The 21,673-nt window shown below is 67.9% G+C and carries 48 protein-coding genes; 46 read left to right on the top strand and 2 right to left on the bottom strand.

Annotated features, from left to right (window positions below):
• Positions 1–41: 41 nt before the first annotated feature.
• The 14 genes from KME78_RS47945 to KME78_RS47880 all read left to right on the top strand — a co-directional run bounded on the left by KME78_RS47945 (position 42) and on the right by KME78_RS47880 (position 6,479).
• The gene (locus tag KME78_RS47945; RefSeq protein ID WP_219536666.1) at positions 42–569 is read left to right on the top strand and encodes a hypothetical protein; all 528 of its coding nucleotides are present in this window, start codon (positions 42–44) and stop codon (positions 567–569) included.
• Positions 566–808 (top strand): hypothetical protein, encoded by a 243-nt coding sequence (locus KME78_RS47940; protein WP_219536665.1) that lies wholly within the window; start codon positions 566–568, stop codon positions 806–808. The genes KME78_RS47945 and KME78_RS47940 overlap by 4 nt, the downstream gene beginning before the upstream one ends.
• Entirely contained in the window at positions 805–1,146 is a 342-nt protein-coding gene (locus tag KME78_RS47935; protein ID WP_219536664.1) for a hypothetical protein, read from the top strand. The genes KME78_RS47940 and KME78_RS47935 overlap by 4 nt, the downstream gene beginning before the upstream one ends.
• Positions 1,143–1,364 (top strand): hypothetical protein, encoded by a 222-nt coding sequence (locus KME78_RS47930; protein WP_219536663.1) that lies wholly within the window; start codon positions 1,143–1,145, stop codon positions 1,362–1,364. Before KME78_RS47935 ends, KME78_RS47930 begins: the two co-directional genes overlap by 4 nt.
• The gene (locus KME78_RS47925; protein WP_219536662.1) at positions 1,361–1,573 is read left to right on the top strand and encodes a hypothetical protein; all 213 of its coding nucleotides are present in this window, start codon (positions 1,361–1,363) and stop codon (positions 1,571–1,573) included. The genes KME78_RS47930 and KME78_RS47925 overlap by 4 nt, the downstream gene beginning before the upstream one ends.
• Positions 1,573–1,986 carry a hypothetical protein gene (locus KME78_RS47920; protein ID WP_219536661.1) on the top strand — a complete coding sequence of 138 codons (414 nt, stop codon included), beginning with the start codon at positions 1,573–1,575 and terminating at the stop codon, positions 1,984–1,986. The genes KME78_RS47925 and KME78_RS47920 overlap by 1 nt, the downstream gene beginning before the upstream one ends.
• On the top strand, positions 1,979–2,152 hold the full coding sequence (locus KME78_RS47915) for a hypothetical protein (RefSeq protein ID WP_219536660.1): 174 nt from the start codon (positions 1,979–1,981) through the stop codon (positions 2,150–2,152). The genes KME78_RS47920 and KME78_RS47915 overlap by 8 nt, the downstream gene beginning before the upstream one ends.
• A complete protein-coding gene (locus KME78_RS47910) occupies positions 2,149–4,098 on the top strand; it encodes a DNA cytosine methyltransferase (protein WP_219536659.1) in 1,950 nt (649 codons plus the stop codon). The genes KME78_RS47915 and KME78_RS47910 overlap by 4 nt, the downstream gene beginning before the upstream one ends.
• Positions 4,095–4,238: a hypothetical protein gene (locus KME78_RS47905; RefSeq protein ID WP_219536658.1), complete on the top strand. Its 144-nt coding sequence runs from the start codon at positions 4,095–4,097 to the stop codon at positions 4,236–4,238. The genes KME78_RS47910 and KME78_RS47905 overlap by 4 nt, the downstream gene beginning before the upstream one ends.
• A complete protein-coding gene (locus KME78_RS47900) occupies positions 4,235–4,561 on the top strand; it encodes a hypothetical protein (RefSeq protein WP_219536657.1) in 327 nt (108 codons plus the stop codon). The genes KME78_RS47905 and KME78_RS47900 overlap by 4 nt, the downstream gene beginning before the upstream one ends.
• On the top strand, positions 4,554–4,808 hold the full coding sequence (locus KME78_RS47895; RefSeq protein WP_219536656.1) for a helix-turn-helix domain-containing protein: 255 nt from the start codon (positions 4,554–4,556) through the stop codon (positions 4,806–4,808). Before KME78_RS47900 ends, KME78_RS47895 begins: the two co-directional genes overlap by 8 nt.
• Positions 4,809–5,000: 192 nt before the next feature.
• A complete protein-coding gene (locus tag KME78_RS47890) occupies positions 5,001–5,309 on the top strand; it encodes a WhiB family transcriptional regulator (RefSeq protein WP_219536655.1) in 309 nt (102 codons plus the stop codon).
• Between the two features lie 20 nt (positions 5,310–5,329).
• Positions 5,330–5,740, top strand: a complete 411-nt coding sequence (locus KME78_RS47885) for a hypothetical protein (protein ID WP_219536654.1) — start codon at positions 5,330–5,332, stop codon at positions 5,738–5,740.
• A 1-nt stretch (position 5,741) separates the two neighbouring features.
• Complete coding sequence (locus KME78_RS47880; RefSeq protein ID WP_219536653.1) at positions 5,742–6,479, top strand: hypothetical protein; 738 nt, start codon at positions 5,742–5,744, stop codon at positions 6,477–6,479.
• Positions 6,480–7,017: 538 nt separating this feature from the next.
• Here KME78_RS47880 and KME78_RS47875 read toward each other — a convergent pair.
• Entirely contained in the window at positions 7,018–7,203 is a 186-nt protein-coding gene (locus KME78_RS47875) for a type II toxin-antitoxin system prevent-host-death family antitoxin (protein ID WP_219536652.1), read from the bottom strand.
• Between the two features lie 75 nt (positions 7,204–7,278).
• Here KME78_RS47875 and KME78_RS47870 point away from each other — a divergent pair, with 75 nt between their 5' ends.
• The 21 genes from KME78_RS47870 to KME78_RS47770 all read left to right on the top strand — a co-directional run bounded on the left by KME78_RS47870 (position 7,279) and on the right by KME78_RS47770 (position 17,479).
• Positions 7,279–7,776, top strand: coding sequence for an endonuclease domain-containing protein (locus KME78_RS47870; protein ID WP_219536651.1), 498 nt, complete (start codon positions 7,279–7,281; stop codon positions 7,774–7,776).
• Between the two features lie 109 nt (positions 7,777–7,885).
• Complete coding sequence (locus tag KME78_RS47865; protein ID WP_219536650.1) at positions 7,886–8,932, top strand: LvrA C-terminal domain-related protein; 1,047 nt, start codon at positions 7,886–7,888, stop codon at positions 8,930–8,932.
• Positions 8,922–10,178: a DnaB-like helicase N-terminal domain-containing protein gene (locus KME78_RS47860; RefSeq protein ID WP_219536649.1), complete on the top strand. Its 1,257-nt coding sequence runs from the start codon at positions 8,922–8,924 to the stop codon at positions 10,176–10,178. The genes KME78_RS47865 and KME78_RS47860 overlap by 11 nt, the downstream gene beginning before the upstream one ends.
• Before the next feature lie 82 nt (positions 10,179–10,260).
• Complete coding sequence (locus KME78_RS47855; RefSeq protein ID WP_219536648.1) at positions 10,261–10,578, top strand: hypothetical protein; 318 nt, start codon at positions 10,261–10,263, stop codon at positions 10,576–10,578.
• Complete coding sequence (locus tag KME78_RS47850; RefSeq protein ID WP_219536647.1) at positions 10,575–10,838, top strand: hypothetical protein; 264 nt, start codon at positions 10,575–10,577, stop codon at positions 10,836–10,838. The genes KME78_RS47855 and KME78_RS47850 overlap by 4 nt, the downstream gene beginning before the upstream one ends.
• Positions 10,835–11,119, top strand: coding sequence for a hypothetical protein (locus KME78_RS47845; RefSeq protein WP_219536646.1), 285 nt, complete (start codon positions 10,835–10,837; stop codon positions 11,117–11,119). The genes KME78_RS47850 and KME78_RS47845 overlap by 4 nt, the downstream gene beginning before the upstream one ends.
• 70 nt (positions 11,120–11,189) lie before the next feature.
• Positions 11,190–12,194, top strand: coding sequence for a DNA-methyltransferase (locus KME78_RS47840; RefSeq protein WP_219536645.1), 1,005 nt, complete (start codon positions 11,190–11,192; stop codon positions 12,192–12,194).
• Positions 12,195–12,294: 100 nt separating this feature from the next.
• The gene (locus tag KME78_RS47835; RefSeq protein WP_219536644.1) at positions 12,295–12,483 is read left to right on the top strand and encodes a hypothetical protein; all 189 of its coding nucleotides are present in this window, start codon (positions 12,295–12,297) and stop codon (positions 12,481–12,483) included.
• Positions 12,484–12,492: 9 nt separating this feature from the next.
• Entirely contained in the window at positions 12,493–13,569 is a 1,077-nt protein-coding gene (locus KME78_RS47830) for a DUF5131 family protein (RefSeq protein ID WP_219536643.1), read from the top strand.
• On the top strand, positions 13,562–14,050 hold the full coding sequence (locus KME78_RS47825; protein ID WP_219536642.1) for a hypothetical protein: 489 nt from the start codon (positions 13,562–13,564) through the stop codon (positions 14,048–14,050). Before KME78_RS47830 ends, KME78_RS47825 begins: the two co-directional genes overlap by 8 nt.
• A complete protein-coding gene (locus KME78_RS47820) occupies positions 14,043–14,273 on the top strand; it encodes a hypothetical protein (protein WP_219536641.1) in 231 nt (76 codons plus the stop codon). The genes KME78_RS47825 and KME78_RS47820 overlap by 8 nt, the downstream gene beginning before the upstream one ends.
• The gene (locus KME78_RS47815) at positions 14,260–14,517 is read left to right on the top strand and encodes a hypothetical protein (protein WP_219536640.1); all 258 of its coding nucleotides are present in this window, start codon (positions 14,260–14,262) and stop codon (positions 14,515–14,517) included. Before KME78_RS47820 ends, KME78_RS47815 begins: the two co-directional genes overlap by 14 nt.
• A complete protein-coding gene (locus tag KME78_RS47810; protein WP_219536639.1) occupies positions 14,510–14,737 on the top strand; it encodes a DUF397 domain-containing protein in 228 nt (75 codons plus the stop codon). Before KME78_RS47815 ends, KME78_RS47810 begins: the two co-directional genes overlap by 8 nt.
• Entirely contained in the window at positions 14,734–15,159 is a 426-nt protein-coding gene (locus tag KME78_RS47805; RefSeq protein WP_219536638.1) for a DUF397 domain-containing protein, read from the top strand. The genes KME78_RS47810 and KME78_RS47805 overlap by 4 nt, the downstream gene beginning before the upstream one ends.
• A gap of 118 nt (positions 15,160–15,277) precedes the next feature.
• The gene (locus KME78_RS47800) at positions 15,278–15,628 is read left to right on the top strand and encodes a hypothetical protein (RefSeq protein WP_219536637.1); all 351 of its coding nucleotides are present in this window, start codon (positions 15,278–15,280) and stop codon (positions 15,626–15,628) included.
• On the top strand, positions 15,625–16,020 hold the full coding sequence (locus KME78_RS47795) for a hypothetical protein (protein ID WP_219536636.1): 396 nt from the start codon (positions 15,625–15,627) through the stop codon (positions 16,018–16,020). The genes KME78_RS47800 and KME78_RS47795 overlap by 4 nt, the downstream gene beginning before the upstream one ends.
• Positions 16,017–16,457 carry a hypothetical protein gene (locus KME78_RS47790; protein ID WP_219536635.1) on the top strand — a complete coding sequence of 147 codons (441 nt, stop codon included), beginning with the start codon at positions 16,017–16,019 and terminating at the stop codon, positions 16,455–16,457. The genes KME78_RS47795 and KME78_RS47790 overlap by 4 nt, the downstream gene beginning before the upstream one ends.
• A complete protein-coding gene (locus tag KME78_RS47785; protein ID WP_219536634.1) occupies positions 16,457–16,744 on the top strand; it encodes a hypothetical protein in 288 nt (95 codons plus the stop codon). Before KME78_RS47790 ends, KME78_RS47785 begins: the two co-directional genes overlap by 1 nt.
• Positions 16,741–17,082: a hypothetical protein gene (locus KME78_RS47780; protein WP_219536633.1), complete on the top strand. Its 342-nt coding sequence runs from the start codon at positions 16,741–16,743 to the stop codon at positions 17,080–17,082. Before KME78_RS47785 ends, KME78_RS47780 begins: the two co-directional genes overlap by 4 nt.
• A complete protein-coding gene (locus KME78_RS47775; RefSeq protein WP_219536632.1) occupies positions 17,079–17,261 on the top strand; it encodes a hypothetical protein in 183 nt (60 codons plus the stop codon). Before KME78_RS47780 ends, KME78_RS47775 begins: the two co-directional genes overlap by 4 nt.
• Complete coding sequence (locus tag KME78_RS47770) at positions 17,258–17,479, top strand: hypothetical protein (protein ID WP_219536631.1); 222 nt, start codon at positions 17,258–17,260, stop codon at positions 17,477–17,479. Before KME78_RS47775 ends, KME78_RS47770 begins: the two co-directional genes overlap by 4 nt.
• A 4-nt stretch (positions 17,480–17,483) precedes the next feature.
• Here the strand turns inward: KME78_RS47770 and KME78_RS47765 are convergent, their stop codons facing one another.
• Complete coding sequence (locus KME78_RS47765; RefSeq protein WP_219536630.1) at positions 17,484–17,768, bottom strand: hypothetical protein; 285 nt, start codon at positions 17,766–17,768, stop codon at positions 17,484–17,486.
• A 136-nt stretch (positions 17,769–17,904) separates the two neighbouring features.
• Here KME78_RS47765 and KME78_RS47760 point away from each other — a divergent pair, with 136 nt between their 5' ends.
• The 11 genes from KME78_RS47760 (at position 17,905) to KME78_RS47710 (ending at position 21,508) form a co-directional block, all read left to right on the top strand.
• Positions 17,905–18,165, top strand: coding sequence for a hypothetical protein (locus KME78_RS47760; protein ID WP_219536629.1), 261 nt, complete (start codon positions 17,905–17,907; stop codon positions 18,163–18,165).
• Positions 18,162–18,407: a hypothetical protein gene (locus tag KME78_RS47755; protein ID WP_219536628.1), complete on the top strand. Its 246-nt coding sequence runs from the start codon at positions 18,162–18,164 to the stop codon at positions 18,405–18,407. The genes KME78_RS47760 and KME78_RS47755 overlap by 4 nt, the downstream gene beginning before the upstream one ends.
• Positions 18,408–18,535: 128 nt before the next feature.
• Positions 18,536–18,793 carry a hypothetical protein gene (locus KME78_RS47750; protein ID WP_219536627.1) on the top strand — a complete coding sequence of 86 codons (258 nt, stop codon included), beginning with the start codon at positions 18,536–18,538 and terminating at the stop codon, positions 18,791–18,793.
• Positions 18,794–18,858: 65 nt separating this feature from the next.
• Positions 18,859–19,050, top strand: a complete 192-nt coding sequence (locus tag KME78_RS47745; RefSeq protein WP_219536626.1) for a hypothetical protein — start codon at positions 18,859–18,861, stop codon at positions 19,048–19,050.
• On the top strand, positions 19,047–19,295 hold the full coding sequence (locus tag KME78_RS47740; protein WP_219536625.1) for a hypothetical protein: 249 nt from the start codon (positions 19,047–19,049) through the stop codon (positions 19,293–19,295). Before KME78_RS47745 ends, KME78_RS47740 begins: the two co-directional genes overlap by 4 nt.
• A 70-nt stretch (positions 19,296–19,365) precedes the next feature.
• Positions 19,366–19,707, top strand: coding sequence for a hypothetical protein (locus KME78_RS47735; protein WP_219536624.1), 342 nt, complete (start codon positions 19,366–19,368; stop codon positions 19,705–19,707).
• A 75-nt stretch (positions 19,708–19,782) separates the two neighbouring features.
• The gene (locus KME78_RS47730) at positions 19,783–20,154 is read left to right on the top strand and encodes a hypothetical protein (protein ID WP_219536623.1); all 372 of its coding nucleotides are present in this window, start codon (positions 19,783–19,785) and stop codon (positions 20,152–20,154) included.
• A gap of 3 nt (positions 20,155–20,157) precedes the next feature.
• Positions 20,158–20,388: a hypothetical protein gene (locus KME78_RS47725; RefSeq protein ID WP_219536622.1), complete on the top strand. Its 231-nt coding sequence runs from the start codon at positions 20,158–20,160 to the stop codon at positions 20,386–20,388.
• On the top strand, positions 20,385–20,573 hold the full coding sequence (locus tag KME78_RS47720; RefSeq protein WP_219536621.1) for a hypothetical protein: 189 nt from the start codon (positions 20,385–20,387) through the stop codon (positions 20,571–20,573). The genes KME78_RS47725 and KME78_RS47720 overlap by 4 nt, the downstream gene beginning before the upstream one ends.
• A gap of 105 nt (positions 20,574–20,678) precedes the next feature.
• The gene (locus KME78_RS47715; RefSeq protein ID WP_219536620.1) at positions 20,679–21,173 is read left to right on the top strand and encodes a hypothetical protein; all 495 of its coding nucleotides are present in this window, start codon (positions 20,679–20,681) and stop codon (positions 21,171–21,173) included.
• Positions 21,170–21,508 carry a hypothetical protein gene (locus KME78_RS47710; protein ID WP_219536619.1) on the top strand — a complete coding sequence of 113 codons (339 nt, stop codon included), beginning with the start codon at positions 21,170–21,172 and terminating at the stop codon, positions 21,506–21,508. Before KME78_RS47715 ends, KME78_RS47710 begins: the two co-directional genes overlap by 4 nt.
• The last annotated feature ends 165 nt before the right edge of the window (positions 21,509–21,673 follow it).

The following is a 21,673-nucleotide window of genomic DNA, read 5'->3' as shown; positions in this document are numbered from 1 at the left end:
GTGGCCAACCGAACAGCACCTGCACCAGGAGAACCAAAGCAATGAGCAACCTGTACCCCGTCACCGACCAGGCCCCGCTTCGTCGCCTTACCGAGTCAGGAATCGACCGCTACCGGACCCTCAACTACCGCGACGAGAAGGAACTGGAAGACCTTCGCGCCACCCGCGCGGAGCTCACCGCCGAGATCGCCTCCATCGACGATGTGATGGCCGACCTGAACGAGACGATCGGCCGGCGTCAGGCGAAGATGCGCGGCGACCTGATCTCGTTACTGCCGCCCGGCCGCGAGGTTCCGCTGCTGCCCGGTTCGCAGGGAGACCCGGACGAGCTTGCTGCCACGTTCGGCGGGCTCGGGTCGGCGGTCATCGAGCCCACCCAGATACTCGGCGCCGCGTCTTTCCCAGAGACGAACCCGGACGGGTACTGCATCCACTGCAACCAGCCTGCGTGGCGGGTGTCGACCACCCCTGCCAGCCCGAAGGGCGCCCGCCACTCCTACGGCGCGACGTGCAACCCGGACGACCCGGCCAGCGGGGTGGCCGAGCTCGACGAGCAGGCCGAGTCGTGACCGCGCTGCACCGGGCGGCCCGCCTGCTGGGCCTGATCCCTTCCCGTCATCACGCCGGCTCGTACACCGGCTGGTCGTCGCTGGCCCGGATCGTTCCCGCCGCGCCGACCGAGTACTTCACCCGCCGCCGTTCCACGCCGCTGGCGCTCTGCCCGGTCGTGGAGGACGACGTCGTTCCCGTCGCCCCTTCAGGGGCCTACCGCCACCCCTACGACTCTCCGAAAGGCGATGCAGCATGAGCGAGTTCACTCCCGAAGAGGTGGAGGCCCTTCGCCTCAGCCTCGCCTGCGAACCGCGCATGGTTGAGAGCGCGACGGTACTAATGCTCATCGCCGGATACCAGCGCCTCATGGCGGACGTGCTGACGCTCAGCGACAAGCTTTCACAGGCGGCCGTCGCCAGCCCCGAGTTCTTGGCTGCTGCCCGCGCCCTGTACCGAGCTCACGCCACCGCCGGAAGCCTGTCCACCGAGCAGGCCGTCAGCATGATCTACGAGGTGAACGGCGCTCTCGCAGCGCTGACGCCTGAGCAGATCGCCGTACTCGCTGGAGACGACGCCCAGGACGGTGCCCTGTGACCGCCGCCCAGCACCGGTTTTTCGCTGTCGTCTTCGCTCTGGGCGCTGTCGTCGGCATCGCGGCCACGGCGTGGACCGCCTACGACCTGATCGCGAAGCCATTCACCTGGCCCCACCTCGGGGCGACGGTGTTCGGTGTCGCCGTTACCGCCGTGCTTGTGGTCGGCACCCGCTTCCACCGCCGCGCCGCCCAGGCCGGGACGGAGAGCACCTCATGAAGGCCCTCGACCAGATCGCCCCACTGTCCGACGAGCGCCGCGCCTCGATCGTGGCCGCCTACTACAGCAGCCTGTACGAGCCCATGCAGATGGGCGTGGATGGCCTCACCGCATGGAACGCGGTCCCTGACCTTGTCGCCGAGATAGAGCGTCTCAATCGCGAGAACGCCCGCCTCCGCGCTCAGGCGGCCGAGCAGGAGGGCCAGTGATGGCCCTCATCATCGCGGAGGCCGTACGCCGCCGCCTCAGAGACCTCGCCGATCGCGTCCAGGCGCACAAGCTGGCCCTGGCCGCCACCGCCACCAGCACGATCGGCGTCGCCATCCTGATCGGGCTCGGGTACGGCGCGTTCCTCCTCGCAGCCAGTTGCATGCTGGTCGCCGGCGTCTTCGGTGGGCTGGCTGGCTTCGACCTCGGCCGCAGCCGTTCACGCGCTCAGGGACGCGTGGCCGAACATGATCTGGCCCTGCTCGCCGCCGAGCTCACGGTCACGTCCGCCACCAACCAGCAGCTTAGGCAGCAGGTCGCCGATCTTCGCCTGAAGGTCCGCTTGGCGGATGAGCGCGCCGCATCCCACCTGGACGAGGTCAAGCGGCTACGCGGGGAGGTGTCCGGTGGCTGACCTCATCCTCCCCGCCGTCGCCGTGATCGCCATGATCGTCGGCTACCTGGTCATCGTCTCGCGCATCCTTCGCGACGAGCACATCCCGCCTCGTCACGAGCAACTCGTCCGCGACGCCCTCGCCGACGACCTGCACGACGTGTTCCCCGAGGAGGAGTCTCGTTGAGTCGCCGACCTTCGCAGCCGCACCGCGTTGCGACACATCGCCCCGCCGTACGCCGGCGCCGGTTCCGCCACGACGACCTCATCGCCGTTGACCTCTTCAGCGGATTCGGTGGATTGACGCAGGGCATCGAGCTCGCGGGGTTCACCACGATCATGGCGGCGAACCACAACGCCTACAAGGTCGAGGTCCACGAGGCCAACCACCCGAACGCCGAGCACTGGATCGCGGACCTGGTCGACCGGGAGTCGTCCGACTACCACTCCGTCAGGGACCTGCCCCCGGCTGATCTCCTGGTCGCCGGCGTGAGCTGCGTCAACCACTCGCAGGCCAACACCCAGAAGGCCTACGAGCAGGGCCTGGCGCTGTTCGAGCTCGACGACCCCGACTTCGAAGAGCGCGTCACCCGATCAGAGCGCGACCGCGCCACGGCGAACTGCGCGCTTCACTACGTCGCCGAGCACCACCCTCGGATGGCCCTCATTGAGTGCACCACCGAACTCACCTCGTGGGGCCCGGCCGTGCAGGGCAAGAAGTACGGCGACGGTTCCACGTACCGGTGGTGGCTCAAGCAGTTCGGCGTCCTGAGCTACAAGCACCGCGTCCTCTACCTCAACAGCATGTTCTTCGGCGTCCCGCAGTCCCGCGACCGCGGCTACTGGATCTTCTGGGACGAACGCCTGCCCACCCCGGACCTCGACCACCGGCCCGAGTCGTGGTGCTCCGGATGCAGCACCATCGTCCAAGCCGTATGGACGTGGAAGACCGGGATCCCGCCCACCGGCAGCGTCCGCTACGGCAAGCAGTACGACTATCGGTGCCCCTCATGCAGGCGTGTCGTGATCCCCCCATTCGCGCCGTCGCTGAACGCGCTCGACCTGTCCAACCTCGGCACCCGGATCGGAGACAAGCCGCTCCGCGAATTCACGGACAAGACGACCGGCGAGACCATCCTCAGCCCGCTCGCACCAGCCACCATGGCCAGGGCCGAGCGATGCAAGCAGCGGTTCGCCGACTTTCCCGCCGTCCTCATGCCGGCCAAATCCCAGCGCGGATCCGAACGCCATCCGTGGCAGCCCCTCGTCACGCAGACCAGCCAGCAGGAGACCTCGATCCTCTCGACCGGCGCGCTCATCGCCGCCGCCGGGAACACCTACGAACGCCCCGGCTCCGACTGCCGCACCCGCGACCTGGGCGCGCCTCTGCCCTCGCAGACCGCGACCAACACCCAGGCACTTCTCGCGCCCCCGGTCGCCCTGGTGACCGGACAGGTGATGGTCGCGCACCGGCACAACGGCGACGGCAAGCACATCACCCAGCCGATGGACACGGTCACGAGCACGCACGAGAAGGCGGTCCTGGTCGCGGTGAACAACTTCCAGGGCGCACCTCGTGGCGTCGACGAGACACTCCCCACACAGGGCGGCTCGGAGACCATGGCGCTGCTCTCTACCGGTGTCCTTCCGTTCCGGAAGAACACCACCCCGACATCGCATGCCGAAGCCATGCCCACCGTCACGTCCGACCAGATCCCCGGCGTGCTCACCGCAGCCGGGACCATCAAGAACAACGGGTCGATCGACGAAGCGAAGTACCGCGCCCACGGCCTCGACGACCCGCTCGGCACTGTCGTCGGATCCGCGATCACCCAGAGCATGCTCTTCTCCGGCTGGCACACGCAGAACGGCGCCGAACCACCCCACACCCAATGGCGCGAGGTCCTCGCGAACCTGAAGCTCGAAGACTGCTACTTCCGCATGATGGCCTCGCACGAGGTCGGCGCCGGCTGCGGCTTCGACGTCGACTTCGCCGACCACAAGGGCACCTTCACCGTCTGGGGCTCCGCGCGCGACCAGGTCGACGGTTTCGGCAACGCCGTCAGCCCTCCGGTCGGGCACTGGATCGGCAGCCGACTCCGCGCCTCCCTTCACGCCGAGGAGGTCGCGTGACATCCCCCGATCTCCGCCCCTGTTGCCAGCAAGCCCTCCTGGACCACTGGGCGGTGTGCGACGCCCGCCGTGAGGACCCGCCAACCGGCGCCCTTCCCGACCTTCCCGACGAGCCCCAGCAAGGAGGGCCGCTGCTGTGACCAGCTCCCAGATCGTCCGATGCTCCTTCTGCACACACTTCGGGCTGCACGGCGCGTTCGGCTGGTGCTCGGCCTGCTATCAGCGTTGGAAGAGAGCCGGACGCCCGGAAGACGGGCCGCCGCAGCCGCTGTCCCGGCTGGAGTGTGCGGCACATGCGCGTGCGGCGTACCAGGCCGTGGTGCAGGGCCGCCGGGAGGACTACGTGGACCTCCTTTCGTGGGGCGAGACACGCGAGCAGGCTGCCGCACGCCTGGGCGTTTGCGAGGAGACGACGCGGCGGTACGACCGTGCACTGCGGAAGCAGGTGCCGGCCGATGCCTAACCGTCCCGGCCGCCCCCGCGGCGGCCCTCCCATGGCCCAGCGTCTCGCCCAGTACCGGGCCCTCCGCGTGCGCGGCCTGACGTACGAGCAGGCCGCAGAAGCGATGGACGTGTCCCGAGAAGCGATCTGCCAGTACGTGAGGAAGCTCCGTGAGCTCGGCGAGCTGCCGCCCGTACCGCCTCGCCTGTCTGCGGCGCCAGCCGTGCAGGACTCTCCCGCCGCGGAGGTGCCCTCCGATGGCGCCTGACCTTGCTGACGACCTCGAACGGATAGCCCGCCACATCCCCTGCCTGGACGCTGCCGCCGCTGACGAGTCCGCTCCTGCCGAGGTACGGGCTGGAGCGGCTGCCATGGCCCAACTCGCACGCTCCGCGGTCGCAGCCGGACAGCACCGGACGGATCCGTCCGACCTCGAACACCACCGAACGGAGGCGAACCAATGAGTATTCGTCGACAGCTCGACCGCCCGCGCCCTAGCTGGGCCTGGCAGGACGACGCCGCGTGCCGGGGTGAGGACCTTGTCCTGTTCTTCGGCCCGGACGGCGAACGTCCGCCCGAGCGTGACGTGCGTGAGCGGAAGGCCAAAGCCATCTGCAGCCAGTGCCCAGTGCGCAATGAATGCGTCGACTACGCCATGTCCCGCCCCGAGAAGTACGGCACGTGGGGCGGCCTGAACGAGGACGAGCGCGCCTCCGAGCGTCGCCGTCGTATGCGCCGCGCCGCGAGCGCCGGCATTCCCGCTGCCTGACAACCCTCAAGGACACGATCATGAAGCAGAAGAAGCCGCAGGAGTACACCGCGGAGGAGTTCGACGCCGTGCTGGCGCTGATCCAGGGCGACCCGGATCTGCGCGCCGACATCGAGACGATCACCGGCCAGAGCTTGAAGGGCAAGAGCCCGCGAGACCTGTTCAACCTGTTCCGCGCCGTACAGGGCGCCACGCAGGTGCAGGCAGTGGTCGTCCAGTACGGGCAAGCCAAGCGTGCGCTGCGCCGCACCAGGGTCGAGCTGGCCCACCCGGAGGAACTACCGCAGTCCATCGCCGACTATGTGGCGGACCTGCAGGCGAAGGTCGACGAGGAGAAGCGCAAGCGGGTGCAGGCTGAGGCGGCTCTGAAGCAGGCCGCCCGGCCGGGTTTGGCCGCGGTCCCCTCCGCGCCCCAGAAGGCGGTGGGCTGACGTGGGCGCTACGGACATCTTCGGCGTCCAGTCAAGCGTGGCCCGCTACCGGGTGCGCCTGCAGGTCCTCGACAAGATCGTGGGCGGGGTGCCGTCAAGCGAGTCGGTCATCAAGGGCTGGCTGAAGACGCGCATGGAACTCGGCGACCGCGACCTTCAGGAACTCACCCAGAAGACGCTGGCCGAGCGGTTCCCCGACCGGCAGCCGACCGCGGATGAACTCGCCGACGCCCTCCTGGAGTCCGACGCAGCGCCGTCGATCAACGGGTTTAAGCGCATCCCCGACACCGGCGAGCTCGCCTACGAGGGCCGCTGCATGAAAGCCGCCATCAAAGAGTGGGCCAACAGCGCCTACCCCGGCACCGACTGGGACGGCAAGACCGCCCACGACACGGAGGTCGGCCGGCCGCTGCCGAAGGGCTTCCGCAAGGGCCTCATGGCGACGATCTCGGAGCGCGCGTTCGTCCCCGAGGTCTACATCGGGCTCGGCGTGAAAGAGCCAACCGGTGTCGAGGAGCGCATCAAGCACGTCATGACCCCGCAAGGCCCGCGGTCCAGCATCAACCGGGTCGAGTACGTCGAACGCCCACTCATCGAGTTCGAAGTGAAGGTCCACGACGACTTCCTCACCACGGAGGCGTGGGGCCGCATCTGGGAGCGCGGCGAGGACATCGGGATCGGCGCCGACCGCGGCCGATCGGACGGCAAGTTCGAGCTGCTCGCGTGGGAGCGGATCTAACCCCATGGATGTGACGTTCCGCGACGCCGCGCACGCCGATGCGGCTAGCCCAAATCCGACTTGCCTTCGTCACGCCTGTCTCATGGCACGCCGATTCGACACCTCATGCCTAGACACGAACCCGCCATGCCGGCCCGCGCCGACAGCCCATCCCCGCGCTGCCCACTACAGGCCGACCAGCCCTGCCGTGCCACCCCGCCGCACGTCGACGAGCCTCGTCCGGCCGAGCCGTACATCCGACCTGGCCATCGCGACAGTCCACCCCACTCCCATCCTGGCCGACGAGCCGAGCCTTCAGCCCATCAACACCACGACTGCGCTGCCCACATCCGCCACACCCCCGTGCGACCTGCCAAGCCATGACCTGTGCCTGCCATGCCGACACGCCAACCCGACCCGCTCCACGACAGGGGCCCCACATGCCGCATCGACCGATCTGTTCCAGTCGTCACGGGCCAAGCCCTCAGCGACATGCCTTCCCAACCCCGCCCGAGCCGGAACGGAGGACGTCGTGATCTTCGGGGGCGTTGAGGCGCGGTCAGGAGTCGGAGGGATCGGCCGGCTCGATCGCAGCCTCGCCAACGGCTACGGGGACCACAGCGGCGATGCGCCGGCCGCGGGACGTGATGAACGTGACCGTGCCGTAGGCCGCGGCGTCGTTGATGACGTCGGCCAGCTTGGCGCGTACTTCGCGCGTGCTGAGGTCCTGCGCTGCCTGAGCCATGACCCTAGTGTACCTGTGGGTCATCTGGAGTACGCTGGTGTACACGAGTGTCACTTGGATGCAAGGGAGACCCTGGTGATTCGTACGCTGCCCGGCCATGCCAACTGTCATCACAAGCACTACGGCCTGAGCTGCGCCACCTATGAGCAAATGCTCCAAGAGTCTGGGCAGCGCTGCGAGATCTGCGGCACCGCCCCGCAAGGCAACACCAGCGGGAAGCTCTTTATCGACCACGAGAACGCACTCGGCACCTGGGCGGTACGTGGTCTGTTATGCCACCGCTGCAACAGCCTCAACGCGAACCGGCCGGGCTGGAACGTGACGGCCCCCGAAGGTTCGGACCGTTACCTGGCCAACCCTTGGTTCCACAGGCGACTCGCCGAGCTTGGGATCTCGGCGGACGCACCCGCTGAGCCTCCCCCCGGGGCCCTTGTCAGCGACTCCCTGGGGCGCACCTGGAGCTACTCGCGGGGGAGCTGGCACACCAAGCGCAGTCGCATTCGCGGCAGCGCCTGGGCCGATCTGGTCGATCAATTCGGCCCCATAGGGCTCACGATCACGCTTCCAGTTTGACCAACTAACTCGAACACCTGAGTGACCTGGGGGACTCGGTGGACCAACCCCGAAGACAGGTCCCGCTCCGGACCTGATCGCAGAACTACTCACCAACTGGAGCACGTAAGTGGGATGGGCCCGCATAGATGACGCCTTCGACGATCACGAGAAGGTGCTGGCGCTGCTTGACCTCGACGAGGGCATGGCAGCGCTCGGGCTGTGGACGTTGTGTCTGACCTACGCCCACCGCAACACACGCAAGAAGGGCAAGACGCCCGGCTCGATCCCGTCCACGCTGCCGCGCCGCTTCGGCGGTCCTGATGGCAAGGCGTGGGCTGGGCTGCTGGTCGAGGTTGGCCTGTGGGATGAGGTCGAGGACGGGTGGATGATCCACGACTTCGCCGAGTACCTACCTGGCAAGGAGGTGAGTGCCGCCAGGTCTGCCGCAGGTAAGAGGGGGGCGGCCTCACGCTGGGGAAACAAGCGGGCGGATGGCAATTTGCCATCGTCTGATGGCAAACCGAATGGCAAGCCTATGGCTGGCGATGGCAGCGAAATGGCCGAAGGCGCGTCTTCGCTAGACGAATCTTCTGCAGCCCCGAGTGAAGACGAAGGTGATGTCGAGGAGCCATCAGACGATGGCAAAGTGCCATCCGGAAGCCATTTCGAGGATGACAAAACGATGGCAAGCGATGGCTCGCGCGCGGGCGCGCACCGGGTACGGGCTTGGGAAGGTGTTAAAGGTTCTGACCGTACGTCTGTAACTCACGGTGAAAACGAGTCGCCTCCTGCGGAGTCGGAGAGCAGCGACGAGGACGGTGTGCTCCTCAAGCTGCCCGTGAAGCCGAAGCCTCCCGAATGCGGTAGCGACCAGGACCCCGACTTCGTCGCGTTTTGGACCGCCTACCCCCGCAAGGTCGGCAAACCATCAGCCCGAACCGCATGGCGCAGGGCCATCAAGGACCGCACCGACCCGGCCGTGATCATCGCAGCCGCCGCGGCCTACCGCGACGACCCCGAGCGTCGCCGCAGCCCCAAACGCTTCACCCCGCACCCGTCCACCTGGCTCAACGACGCACGCTTCGACCCTGAGCCGGAAGACGAGGACGACGGCAACTTCACCTGGGATGACGTCGAAGAGCAGGCCCCGAAGGAGTTCAACCATGACCGATGACTACCGGGCACTACCCCACGACATCGACGCCGAGAAGTCCGCTCTCGGCGCGGCCATGATCTCGCCCCACGCTGCGAACGTCGTGTTCACCCACCTGTCGGCGGATCACTTCTACAGACCGCAACACCGGCTGATCTTCCGCGCTGTGGTGAGTCTGTACCGCCGCGGTGACGCCGTGGACGTGGTGAGCGTTCGCGCCGAGTTGGCCAAGGGGAACAAGCTGGGAGAGGCGGGCGGCGACGTCTACCTCTCGGACCTCGCGGCGTTCGTCCCAACCGCAGCGAACATCAACTTCTACGTGGGCCAGGTGCGGGAACTCGGCACCAAGGCGATCACGATCGAGGAGCTGACCCGCATCGCCGGGCAGGGCTACCACGAGTCGACCACCTCCGACGAGATGCTGGTCGCCACCGAGGATGCGCTGACCCGCTTCCGGGCGCTGGCCACCGATGAGGACGAGATCGAAGGGTTCTCGACGCTCGGCTCGTTCATCGACGAGTCCGACACCGACCACGACTGGCTGATCCCCGGCGTGCTGGAGCGGATGGACCGCGTCATCGTCGTCGCCAGTGAGGGGGCCGGCAAGACCACGCTTGCGCGCCAGATCGCCGTACAGCTCGCGGCTGGCGTCCACCCGTTCGCCCACCACTCGCGCATCCCCGCGGTGCGGACCCTGTACATCGACCTGGAGAATCCACCCGCTCTGGTCCGTCGCAAGGTGCGGCACCTGGTGGATCTCGGCCGCGAGTACTCCGGCTGGGACGACGACCGGGCGTGGCGGTGGACCCGGCCGGGCGGTATTGACCTTCGCAAACCGCACGACCAGCACCTGGTGGACCGGGTGATCGCCGCGAGCCGGGCCGAGTTCGTCGCGATGGGCCCGCTCTACAAAGCCTTCACCGAGTCGGGCGAGAAGGCCGAGACGATCAACGGGCAGGTTGCCCGCGTCCTCGACGGCTTCCGGGCCCGACACGGCATCGCCTTGTGGCTGGAAACCCACGCCCCGATGGAACAGCAGGGCATGCGGTCGCTCCGGCCGATGGGGTCGGGCGTGTGGTCCCGCTGGCCCGAGTTCGGGCTGGCACTGCGCAAGGCGAAGGACAAGCCGACCCGCGTCCACCTGGAGCGGTTCCGCGGCGACCGCGACGAACGCGCCTGGCCCCACCACCTCGAACGGTCCAGCCCGTGGCCGTGGAACGCCGTCTGGGACGGCGGCTACCCGGTCGAAGAAGCCGTCAGCGCCTAACCCCTCAAACGAAAGGACAACCGTCGTGATCCAGCTACAGCTTGTCTGCCAGAGATGCCGCCGGCCGATCGATGACGGGCACTTGGGCATCGACACACAGGTCATCGCCGAGTACCAGGCCGCGATGGCAGGCCGGAAGGCGATCGAGAGCGCCGGCGAGTTCGTCGAGGACCTGCTGGCCGGGCCTGTCGAGCCTGCGTGGACCGCGCACTGCAACGCCTGTGAGTCGAACACCTGCGGCTACACCATCGAGTCCGGCGACCTGCGCACGTACAAGGACCTGGTCAAGTGGACCGCCCACCTCATGGGCAAAACGTGGTTCGCCGCCACCGGCTGGGACCACATGCTGGAGAGCCTCATCCAGGGCACCGACACGCGCATCCGCGAGGTGTCCCGGTGAGCGCCACCGCGGACCTGTTCAGGCGCCGCGAGGATCACTTCCGGGTGGTCGTCGTCCCGAACCGGTGGGGCGGCTATGACGTCGCGCTGATCATCGACGGATCGTACGCCGACCCAGCGGACGCTCGCCGCGTTGCCGACGACTTCAAGCGGCAGATCGAAGAGGCGCTCGCCGCGGACGGCATGCCGTACGGCGTGCCACTGAACTCGGAGACAGGCAGGCCGATGCTTGTCGACGCCGCGGTGGAGGAGATCGCGTGACCGTCAATGTCCGCGACCTGCTCACCGACTCCGCCCGTGTCGCCCAGATCCGCTCTCACGCCGCCGAGCGGGACATCATCGTGTCGGTCTGCGCCGAGTCCGGCCGCGCCTGGCTCATCGACCGCGCCGAGAAGGACGTCGAGCAGGCGCTGATCGGGGAGGTGCTCTGCCCGAACTCGGAGCCGTTGCAGGGGATGGTCCGCTTCGAGGCGCTGGACCTGCTCGCTGAGATTGACCGGCTCCGGGCCGCTCTCGCCGCGGCTCTGCGAGGTGCCGCGTGACCGCCCGTCCTTCCCCGTACGCAGCAGTGGCCGGCCTCCTGGACCGGCTCCCCGACCTGAAGGAGACCTTGTGAGTGGCCGCGCGATCGTCGTCCGCGGTGATGCCCGCAACCTGCCACTGCCGGATGCGAGCGTGGATCTCATCTGCACGTCTCCGCCGTACTGGTCGCTGAGGGACTACCGCGACGGCGACGAGAGCCTTGCCGGACAGATCGGCGCCGAGGCCTCACCGCAGGAGTACCTGGAGGCGTTGTGGGAGTGCACCGCGGAGTGGATGCGGGTCCTCAAGCCGTCCGGCTCGATCTTCGTGGTTCTGGGTGACAAGTACTCCGATCGCGCTGATGGCGGGCCGTCTTCGGCGCGGTCCGGCCGTGAGGACCGTGCCGCGGTCATGCCGCCCGGGCGGTCGTCCACGGCGATGGCGCCGCGCAAGTCCCGGCTGATGCTGCCCGAGCGGTACCGGATCGGGTGCGTCGACCAGCTCGGGCTGATCGCCCGTTCGGTGATCATCTGGTCGAAGCCGTCGGCCATGCCGGAACGTGTGACCGACCGGGTCAAGTCCGCGCACGAGGACATCGTCCATCTGACGAAGCTGCCCGTGTACTACTCGGCGATCGACGAGATCCGGACTCCTGCCAGCGACTACGAGCGCAAGCCAGGCGCCCGCCGCTCGACCCCGCCCGGACAGCGGCGTCGTGCCATGGCGGACACGGTGAACCCGCTCGGCGCACTGCCGGGCAGCGTGTGGGAGATCGCCAGCCAGCCGCTCAACGTGCCTGACCACTTGGACGACGATCACTATGCGGCCTTCCCGTTCGAGATTCCGCGCCGGATCATCCAGGGCTGGTGCCCACCCGGAGGCCTCGTAGTCGACCCGTTCGGCGGGACCGGCACCAGCGCGCTCACGGCGTCCGTTTTCGGCCGCCGCGGCGTAACGGTCGACCTGTCCGCGGGCTACTGCCGCCTCGCTCGGTGGCGCACGGGCGATCCCCGAGAGCGCGCTCGGGCGCTTGACGTTCCGAGGCCTCCGCTGGCCGTAGATGGCCAGGCTGCGCTGTTCGGGGAGTCCGCGTGATCGTCTCCCCGCCAGGCCGGACATCACCGTCCACACCTGTGCAAACGCCTGGGGACGACGGCGCATCAGCCGTTAACCGGACAGACACGGAGGAGCCCACGTGCTGAAGATCAGCTTCCGGAAACGGCAGGGCTGGGAGCTCACCAACGCCGCCCGCCGAAACGAGAACCGCTCGCACTGGTACCGGCTGATCGGTGCCCGTCGTTGGGCGCTGATCCTCATGGTCGCCGACGAGAACTTCGTCAGCGAAGCCGAACCGAGCAACACCCCACCCGAAACGATCCCCTAGGAGAGCCTCATGGCCGACAAAACGAGCATCGAGTGGACGGACGCCTCTTGGCCCGTCGTCACCGGATGCGATCACATCTCCGCCGGATGCGATAACTGCTACGCGGCGAAGCTGACCGGCGGCAGGCTCAAGCACCTGCCCGCGTACGAAGGGCTGGCCGAGAAGGGCCGGTTCAACGGCAAGGTCCGACTCCTGCCCGACCGGCTCAACTGGCCGTTCAAGTGGCGCAAGGGCCGCAAGATCTTCGTCTCGGACATGGCTGACCTGTTCCACAAGGACGTTCCGGATGGCTACATCGCCAGGGTGTTCGCGGTCATGGCTGCGACTCCGCGTCATTCGTTCCAGGTCCTCACCAAGCGCCACGGCCGGATGCGCTCGCTGCTGTCGTCGCCGGAGTTTCGCCCCGAGGTCGCGTACTGGGCGGGGCAGACGTGCGAGAACGGCGACGCCATGCACGACTCAGTGATGTTCGGCGCTTGGCCGCTGGCGAATGTCTGGGCGGGGGTCAGTGTCGAGGATCAGAAGTGGGCGGACATCCGCATCCCGGCACTCCTGGAGACGCCCGCCGCCGTGCGGTTCATCTCGGCGGAACCGCTGCTCGGCCCGGTCGATCTGCGCAACCTGCGTGGCGGCCGAATCGACTGCCTCGGCGGCGATGTAAAGGATCCGTCCGACGGCGCGGTCTACTCCAGCACGCCGAGCGTCCTCGACTGGGTGATCGCTGGCGGCGAGTCCGGCCCTGGTGCTCGGCCGATGCACCTCGACTGGCCGCGCGGGCTCCGCGACCAGTGCCAGCAGGCGGGCGTCGCCTATCTGTTCAAGCAGTGGGGCGCCTGGTGCCCGCCTCACCCCGACCACGGGCAGTCCGTCTTCGGCCACGTCACCAACGAGGACGCCTGCCAGGTCGTCACCAAGGCCGGAGCCCTGCGTGGCCGCCCATGGCCCGGCTGGGGCATCCAGGACGGCACCCGCGACGCCTGCGTCATGCGCCGCTACCCGAAAGGCAAGGCCGGACGGCTGCTCGACGGCCGAACCTGGGACGAGTTCCCCGCTGCCATGCCGCAGGAGGTGGCCTCTCGTGGTTGACACCGACGAGAAGACGATCGCCGAAGAACTCCGAGAAGCGGCAGCACGTTCCCGCGAGCACCTGCTGCCGCACGTGGTCGCTGAGGTGCTGCCGCAGACGGCCATCGTGGTGCTGTGCGGCAGCATCCACGACGAGTCGGCGGTCACCTGCCGGAACTGCGTCCTGTTCGACGTGAAGGACCGCGTCCTGGCCCGCTTGGTGGCGGCGCTGCTCAACGCCCGTGAGCCTCTCGCCTCCTGGCTGGAGCAGGCGGCGAAGGACTACGAGGAGGAGGTCTACCAGGAGGAAGGCGCATGTCACCGGGGCGTCTGCGAGCCAGGCTGCCCCGGACATGAGCAGGTAGCGGTCTGCGATCGGTGCGGCAACCTGCTCGCTCCTGCCTCGCCTCGGCAAGGTCCTCCGTGCCCCTGCTGGACCGCTCCGCTGGCTGTGGCTCGGATCGTCAACGGGAGCGCGCCGCAGGAGGCGAACCGTGGTTGACCCTGACGGGATTGAGCAGCTAGCAGGATTCCTCGCCGACGTGCAGGGCTGGCAGGACGACGCTGAACAGGCGTCCGAGCCGACCCGCACCTGCGCGGGGCTGTGCGTAACCGCGTACGACGTCGGCGTGTTCGTGGATGGCAACCCGGTCGCCTACCCGCACCCGGACTGTCCCGTGCACGGCGAGAACGCAGAGGAGGTGTCCGTTGATGCCCGAGATTGAGCCGTCTGTGCAGGCGGCCCGTGAGATGCAGGCTCTCGCCGTCGCCGGATGGAACGCGACTGTCCCGGTCGGAACGCCGGTTCGCTACTGGACTGGCTGGCGTGAAGGTGACGGCAAGACCAGCCGCACCCGCACGGCAGCCCAGCTTCTTGGCGGCCACACGGCGGTCGTGTGGGTGGAGGGCGAGGTGTCGTGCATCGCACTGAGTCACGTCGCAGTCCTGGAGGCGTCGGTCCATGGCTGACATCGAGACCCAAGCCGGCGGCTGGCGCAAGTCCAGCTTCTGCAACGGGGCGAGCAGCTGCGTGGAGGTGGCCGAACTCGCGAACGGCAACGTGGCGCTTCGAGACGGCAAGGAGCAGGACGGCCCGATGTTGGTCTTCACGCCTTCGGAGTGGGCTGCCTTCACAGCGGGCGTACGGGACAACGAATTCGACCTGGCCAGTCTGGAGGCCCGCGCATGAGGTGGATCAAGTCGTCTGCCAGCAACAACGGACATTGTGTGACCGTGGCCTGCGCAAACGCCGATGAGGTGTGGGTGCGGGACTCCAAGCTCGGCGACGCCTCGCCGATCCTGCGCGTCCCGGTTCCGGCCTGGTGGTCGTTCCTGGCGGCCGTCAAGACGAACCAGGTGCTCACCTACAGGGGCGTCCTCTGGGTGGGGGACGTCGACGGCGGGTGGCTGGTGTGGCTGCGCGACGAGCCGGACGTGGTGCTGTCGTTCGACCGGCGGGAGGTGGATGCGTTCGTCGCCGGGGTCGAGGCGGGTGACTTCGATGTCGCGCGACTCGTCGCATCCGGCACGCACGGCTCGGACGGGACCGGCCGTGTGCGCGCCTCTGTGCCGCCTGTCGCCGTTTCTGAGGCGGATTCCGCACCCATCTAAGGCTCGGTCCGGCTGAGAGCTTCTCCGGGGCTCTCAGCGCCTCGCAAATGGATCACCAGTACGGAAAGCGATCAAGAAAAGCATCAACAAGAGCGAGATTTGAGAGAGGAATCGAACGATGCGAGATATCCAAGAACCACCCGTCCGCCTCTACTTGGTGTGGTCTAACGAGCACGACGCCTGGTGGGGGCCGAACAGGCGCGGCTACACGCATGACGTCTGGGCGGCGGGCCGCTACGCCGAGACGGAGGATGCCGAGGTGTGCCGGAAGGCGGCGTACGGCTGGCGCGGTGGCTCGCCCCCACCCGAGGTGATGGTGGCCGCCCCAGAGAACGACCAGGAGCGGTTCTCCGTGGACGACCTCCGGTACATGCCCGAGCGGATGGCGACCAGGGCCGCAGAGGCCACCAGGGAAGCGATCGCCAAGCGGCGGGCTGCCGAGCAGGACCGCGAGGTGTCCGCCCGATGAGCAGCTCTGCGGTAGAGAACTGCTGGATCCTGGCCTACGACAGCGACGGCACACAAGCGGACAACGGCGAGTTCGTCCCGCACTTCACCACCGAAGCCGAAGCACGCAAGCGGGCCGACGGGGCGTGGGCTGCGGAAGGCGGCGTGGCGCCCGGCTACTTCGCCTACACCACGCCCCGCCAGCTCGACCAGCCGTGCCTGATCGTGAAATGCGGCTGCTGCGGTAAGGCGTACGACGAGGAGGGCGAGGGGCGAAGCGTCCACTTCGAGACGGTCGAGGACGCCCGCGCGGTCGTGGCAGAGGACGAGTGGACGGTGCTGGAGGACGGCACCTACCGGTGCGAGCCGTGCACCGTCGCCGCCGAGCTCTCCGGAGAGGCGGCAAGCCGATGAGCGCCGAGCCTCGCCGCTTCCGCCTGCACCGCGTCGAGGACGTATCAGGCGTCTCCGGCACGGGTGTGGTTGCCGAAGGGGTCGTCTTCTCGGACGGCTGGGCGGTTCTGCACTGGCTGGACCGCGAGCCCATGAACGAGCCGACGATCGTGACATGGCTGAACAAGGGCCATGAGGGCGTGGTGAAGGTCCACGGCCACGGCGGGGCCACCCGCATCGAGTGGCTGGACATTCCCAACCCGATTCCCGCAGCCGACTACGACTCAGTGTGTGCCGAACTGCGCGGCTACGTCGAACACGCAGTCGACGACGGCGGCATGATCGCCCCCGAACTGCTGCTCGACTACCTCGACGAGCTCAAACGGCGGGCTCTCACCCCGGCCCGTCAGTGGATGACGGACATCATGTCGGCCGGCGAGTCCGGGGAGGCGTCCTGATGGCCCGCTACCGCCACGGCGACGCTGAAGTCGAGGCTCGCCAGCTCACCCGCGAGAACGGCCAACTGGTGTGGGAGTGGTGGAAGTGGGCCGACGCCAAACCCCACCACGACGCGGACCACATCCTGGACGGGCTCGCCATCTGTACCCGATCTGGGCGCGAGAAAGTCGACTTCGGCGACTGGATCGTCAAGGACGCGGATGGCTTCTATGCGGTCAAGCCGGACGTGTTCGCCGCCGAGTACCAGCCCGTCGCCACCTCCCAGCAGGCTGGGGAGGCGTTGTGATCGTCGAGCCTGTGGTCCGGGTCATCCTGCGCTGCTCCCGCTGCGACACCCCGTGGCTCGACGACGAGGAAGCGGTCGCCCTGTGGGTAGACGCCGCCCAGATCGAGAAGGCGTTCTCCAAGCTCGGCGGCGGCGACTTCTACGGCTGGCGCCGCGCCGGCGACCTGTACCTGTGCGAGGACTGCCACATCGTGGACGGCGGTGTGGTGGTGGAGCGGCCTCCGCTCCGGCCGGTCGAGCAGGCGACGGTCTTGCGTGCTCAGGACGGCTACGCGCGGCTGGTCGGCAGGGTGGCGGCGTACGAACTGCTGCCGTCGGCGCCGGAGGCGGCCCGGTGAGCATCCGTGGCATCTCTCTCGACTGCGACACTCCAGGCTGCTGGGCGTACTGCCAGATCACCGGGCCCACCTTGGAGACCGTGGTCCGCCGCGCCATCGAACGCTACGACTGGAGCGTCCGGGACGGGAAGCACTACTGCGGTCCGTGCACGCGCGCAGCGGCGGGGGAGTCCCGGTGAACGGCTACTCCCGGCGCTGGCGGGTGAAGATCTACGCACACACGGAGATCGCTGCCCGGGACCTGCCGCAAGACCTCGTCTCCCAGGTCACCCCGCTGTACTGCGAAGGCGTCTGGTCCGTCGTTATGACCGCCGAGCAGGAGCACATCTCCGCCTTGCTGGCCTTCGCCCTTGCTTGGCCAGAGTTTGCCCGATTCGACGTCTGGGGAGCGGGGTGAACGGCTACTCGGAGACGGGCTGTTTGCGAGGCTTCGGTCCCGTTGGCAGTGCGGGAATGCCGATCTCGCGGACCTTCCTGCGGATGTACGCGCCACTGAAGGTCAGTCCAGCCTCGACCTGCTCGGGCGTCTTGCGGGACTTCAGCCGGGCGGCAAGGTCGTCGGGGGTGTTGCCATCGCGGACGGCGGCGGCGAACGCCTCGAAGAGTTCCGCCTTGAGTTTGGCGGCGGTCTCTTCGGCGGCCGTCCACTGGTCGTCGGCCTGGTCGAGGCGATCGAGAGCGTCCATGGGGCAAGGATACGAAACTCAGTAGCGAGACTCAAGAAAAATCATGGTACTGAGTGGCGAAACTCTATTGCGAGTCTCAGTTCCAGCTATTACGGTACTGAGTATCGAAACAAGATGAGACGCCAGGGAGAACGAGATGACCGCCACCAAGTCGACCGAACTTCGCTCGTTCACCTCGGACGTTCTCGTCCGCATCGCCGGCGGTCAGCTGTTCGTCATGAACAAGCCCGAGCAGGGCTGGGAGACCTCCTCGCAGTGTTGGACGTGGAACGAGGTCGTCCACCTCGACGGCTGGGAGCTCGGCGGCTGCTACCGCGACGAGCACGGTGACGGTTTCTGGCTCCACGCCGTGGGCGGACCTGTCAACGGCATCTACGGCACCAGCAAGGAGGCATGAGCATGGCCGATCTTGGCCCCACCCACATTCCCGCCCTCAAGGTGCGCGTGGGCTGGCATGTGGACCTCTACCAGAGCGGCGAGTGGTCGCGCGTGGTCGAGGTCATCAAGCGCATCGACCCCGTCGCGACCAGCCAGGCCGGTCGGACCCGCTACCGCGAGGTGACCATCCGCCTGGTGGACGGCAGATTCCGCATCCTCTCCGGCGCCGCTTCCATCGCTGCTCGTCCTGCCCCCCTGTAGCCATATCCGTTCCCCGGGAGGACTCCAGCACCTCCCGGGGCCACTCAGTCCGACCAGCAGTCATCCCGGTGTGCGAGACCCGGGGCGAGCGCCAGAGACCAAGACCTCAACGATCAAGGAGCGACATCATGGCCGAGTTCGGCATCTGGGTGGACGAGGACGGCGGCTTCGCCGAGACCGGCTTCCGCTCCAGCGAGCAGGCGCAGCAGGGGATCGGCGACCTCGTGTTCGCTGAGCCCTATCTGCGCGACTACACGCTGTCCGTCGTCGAGATTTGCCCCGACCACGAGGAACAGCCGAAGGAAGGCTGCGAGGAGTGCGACGCCGAGCCAGGCGAAGACGACGCGGACGACGACGAAAGCGACTCCCTGAGCCACGCCGCCTGACGTTCTTCGGCCCCGGTACGCCGGGGCTCCACCCTCAACCCCCTCGACGACGACCAAGGAGAACCATGTCCGCTCAGCCCGACATCCTCATCCACTACCTGCGCCTTGCCTGCAAGGAGGCGGGAGCGAACTGGAAAGGCGAGAACGAGACAGAACTCGGCATGATCGCCGACGAGATCCGGGCAATCGCCCGCGACGAGTTGGCCGATCTGATCGATGACCTGCGCGACCGCGTCAGCGCTTTGGAGAACCGATGAGCGACATGCCCAACCTCGCCGACGAGCTGCCGGAGCCATCGGACCTCACCCTGCTGATCCTCAAACTCGGCGACGAGTACCGGGTGATCCAGCGCAGCGACGAGCTGGCGCGAGAGCACAGCGAGCACGAGGACGAGCGCTGGTTCGACATGAGCGACGTGGACAGCGACGGCCTCGCCTGGCGTGAGGCGCTCAAGTACGCGACGAAGGTGTACGCCTGCGGCTCTCGGTTGGCGACTCTCTGACCCTGCTGGCCCGGTCTCTTCCCCTACCGGGCCACCCCCTCAATCCCTCGACCCTGAGCGGAGAACCGAGATGAGCACCAACTACTACGCGGTCACCCCTGACACACCAGACGGCGACGAAGGGCTGCATATCGGCAAGCACGTGGGCGGCAAGGAGTTCCTGTTCCGCGCCCACCGCGACATCGGGCTCGTCTCCGTGGCAGCGTGGCGCGAGTTCCTGTCCCGCGAGGACGTGACCATCGAGTCCGAGTCCGGTTACGGGGTGGCGTGGGAGACGTTCATGGCCGACGCCACGAAGCGCCCTGCCGACGCGATCACTGCGGGCGAGAAGCGCATGTGGGACTGGGAGCGGAAGGCGGTGTCGTTCCGCGCCGAGCGTGGCGTGCCCTTCTGCGAGAGCGAGTTCTGCTGACCCGCCCCTTCCCCTGTCTCCCGGCTCCTGCCGGGAGACGGCAGACCTTCAAGCGATCAACGACAAGGAGACCCGATGACCACTCCGGAACACGAGCAGGCCGTGAAGGACTACTTCGAGCAGGCCGCCGCGAACTTCGAGGAGATCCCCGCGATCAACGCGGGCAAGCGCTGCGGCGTCCAGTGGACTCCGTGGATGGACGACTGGTTCACCTCCTGGTCGCCGCGCAACAGCAACAGCAACGCTGAAGGGCCATGGGACCACTGGGTAGACCTCGCCATCAACATCCTCAAGGACCCGCTGACCGAGCTGGTGCGCCCGGAGGCTCACGCTCTGGCGCAGCAGTTGGAGGCTCGCGGCTTCTACAGCGAGGCGAACCGGGACCTGACCGGGGCCGAACTGCGTGCGCGCTTCTCCCCGGACTCCTCCCTCACAGAGGAGGGCTGACCCGTGGCTCTTACGATCGACCCCAAGGCGGGCCGCATGTCCTCCACCGCCTGCGACACCATGGCCACCCGCTCCCCGGACGGCACCTGGACGGTCACGGGACGGGAGGGCGTCTACGACTACAACCACGCGATCACCGCGCTGACCGTCGACGAGTTACGCGCGTCCGGCGTGCCCGCCTCCGACCCGCTCGTGCAGATGCTCGAATCCGAACTCAGGGAGGCATCCGAGTGACCACGCCCGTCCTGAACGCGCTGCTGGAGGCCCACCGCGCTTCCGAGGCAGCCCTGTGGACTCACGCCCGCGTGCAGCACCTCAAGCACAGCCCCGAGCCGGAGTACCCGACCGAGTACCTGGCGTGCCTGCGGGAGCCGTGCAAGACAGTCCGCGAGGCAATTCAAGGGGGCGACGATGGCTGACCTTGCGATCGAGCTTCGCTGCCGAGACTGCCGGGCAGTGCTCCTGCGGACCGAGGTGGACCCTGGTGACGAGATCGAGATTCCCGACCACGAATGCGGGGCGTGATGCCAGACCTTCCCGAGGAAGCCGTACAAGCCGCAGTCGAGGCTCTGCAGGCCGTGGACGACGCCCCTGACGCTTACCCAACGCTCGCCGACTTCCAGCGGGTCGTAGCCAAGGTGGCTCTGGAGGCTGCCGCTCCCATCCTCGCCGAACGCGCGCATGCTAACTCGCATGTAGCTAGCAAGTCCGCGACCCCGGTTGAGATCATCGCCCTGTCCGGCTGCTCCCGCCCAGAGGACGGACGCCCCTGCAAGATCTGCGTGGGCCGGGCGGAGAAGCACGTGAGGGCCGTAGAGGCGGGCGGCTTGGCCGTCGTCTCCGCTGAGGAGCGCCGCGAGCTGCTTGCTCTCCTACGGGAGCTCGCCGATCCCGACCCGTGCGAGTTCGACCACGGGGGCGACTGCCAGGCCCACGGGCCGACATCCACCTGGAACGGATGCCCGCACGCGCGTGCTCTCGAACTGCTCGCCGCCCTACCCGAAAGGACACCGTCATGAGTGTTATCGTCTGCGTCGGTTGCGGCCAGACCGAGGGCCACCCCGCGTGGTGCGACCTCGGAGGCTACGCCGACCGCGAGGAACTCGCCATGGCGCGCCGCGCTGAGCGGGCCCACGAGGACGAGCACTGGTGGCTCGACGAGCGCGTGGAGGGCTGCGACGACTGTCTGCTGGAACCGCCGAGCTTCAGCGTCCGCGTCTCTCCCGCCGGACGGCGTGAGCTGGACGAGGCCCGCGAACGGTATCGGCTGCGGGTGACCACCTTGAAGCAGTACGACGCCGAAAGGGCTGCGATCATCGCCGCCCACCCGGCGACGGAGGCTGGCCGTGACTGACGACCGAGAGCAGACCGCTGCGGTCCTTCAAGGACGTATGTCGTGGCCGGACGCCGGACGCTGCGCCGAAGCCCTGCACGTGGCAGGCGGACGCGCCCTGAACCGCGCGCAGGCGGTGGAAGTGCTGAAACAGCAACTCCCGCCGTCCCGCGCGGAGGGCGCCGC

The organism is Nonomuraea guangzhouensis (assembly GCF_019396345.1).
Classification (GTDB): Bacteria; Actinomycetota; Actinomycetes; order Streptosporangiales; family Streptosporangiaceae; genus Nonomuraea; species Nonomuraea guangzhouensis.
This window is presented reverse-complemented; position numbering and strand designations above follow the sequence as displayed.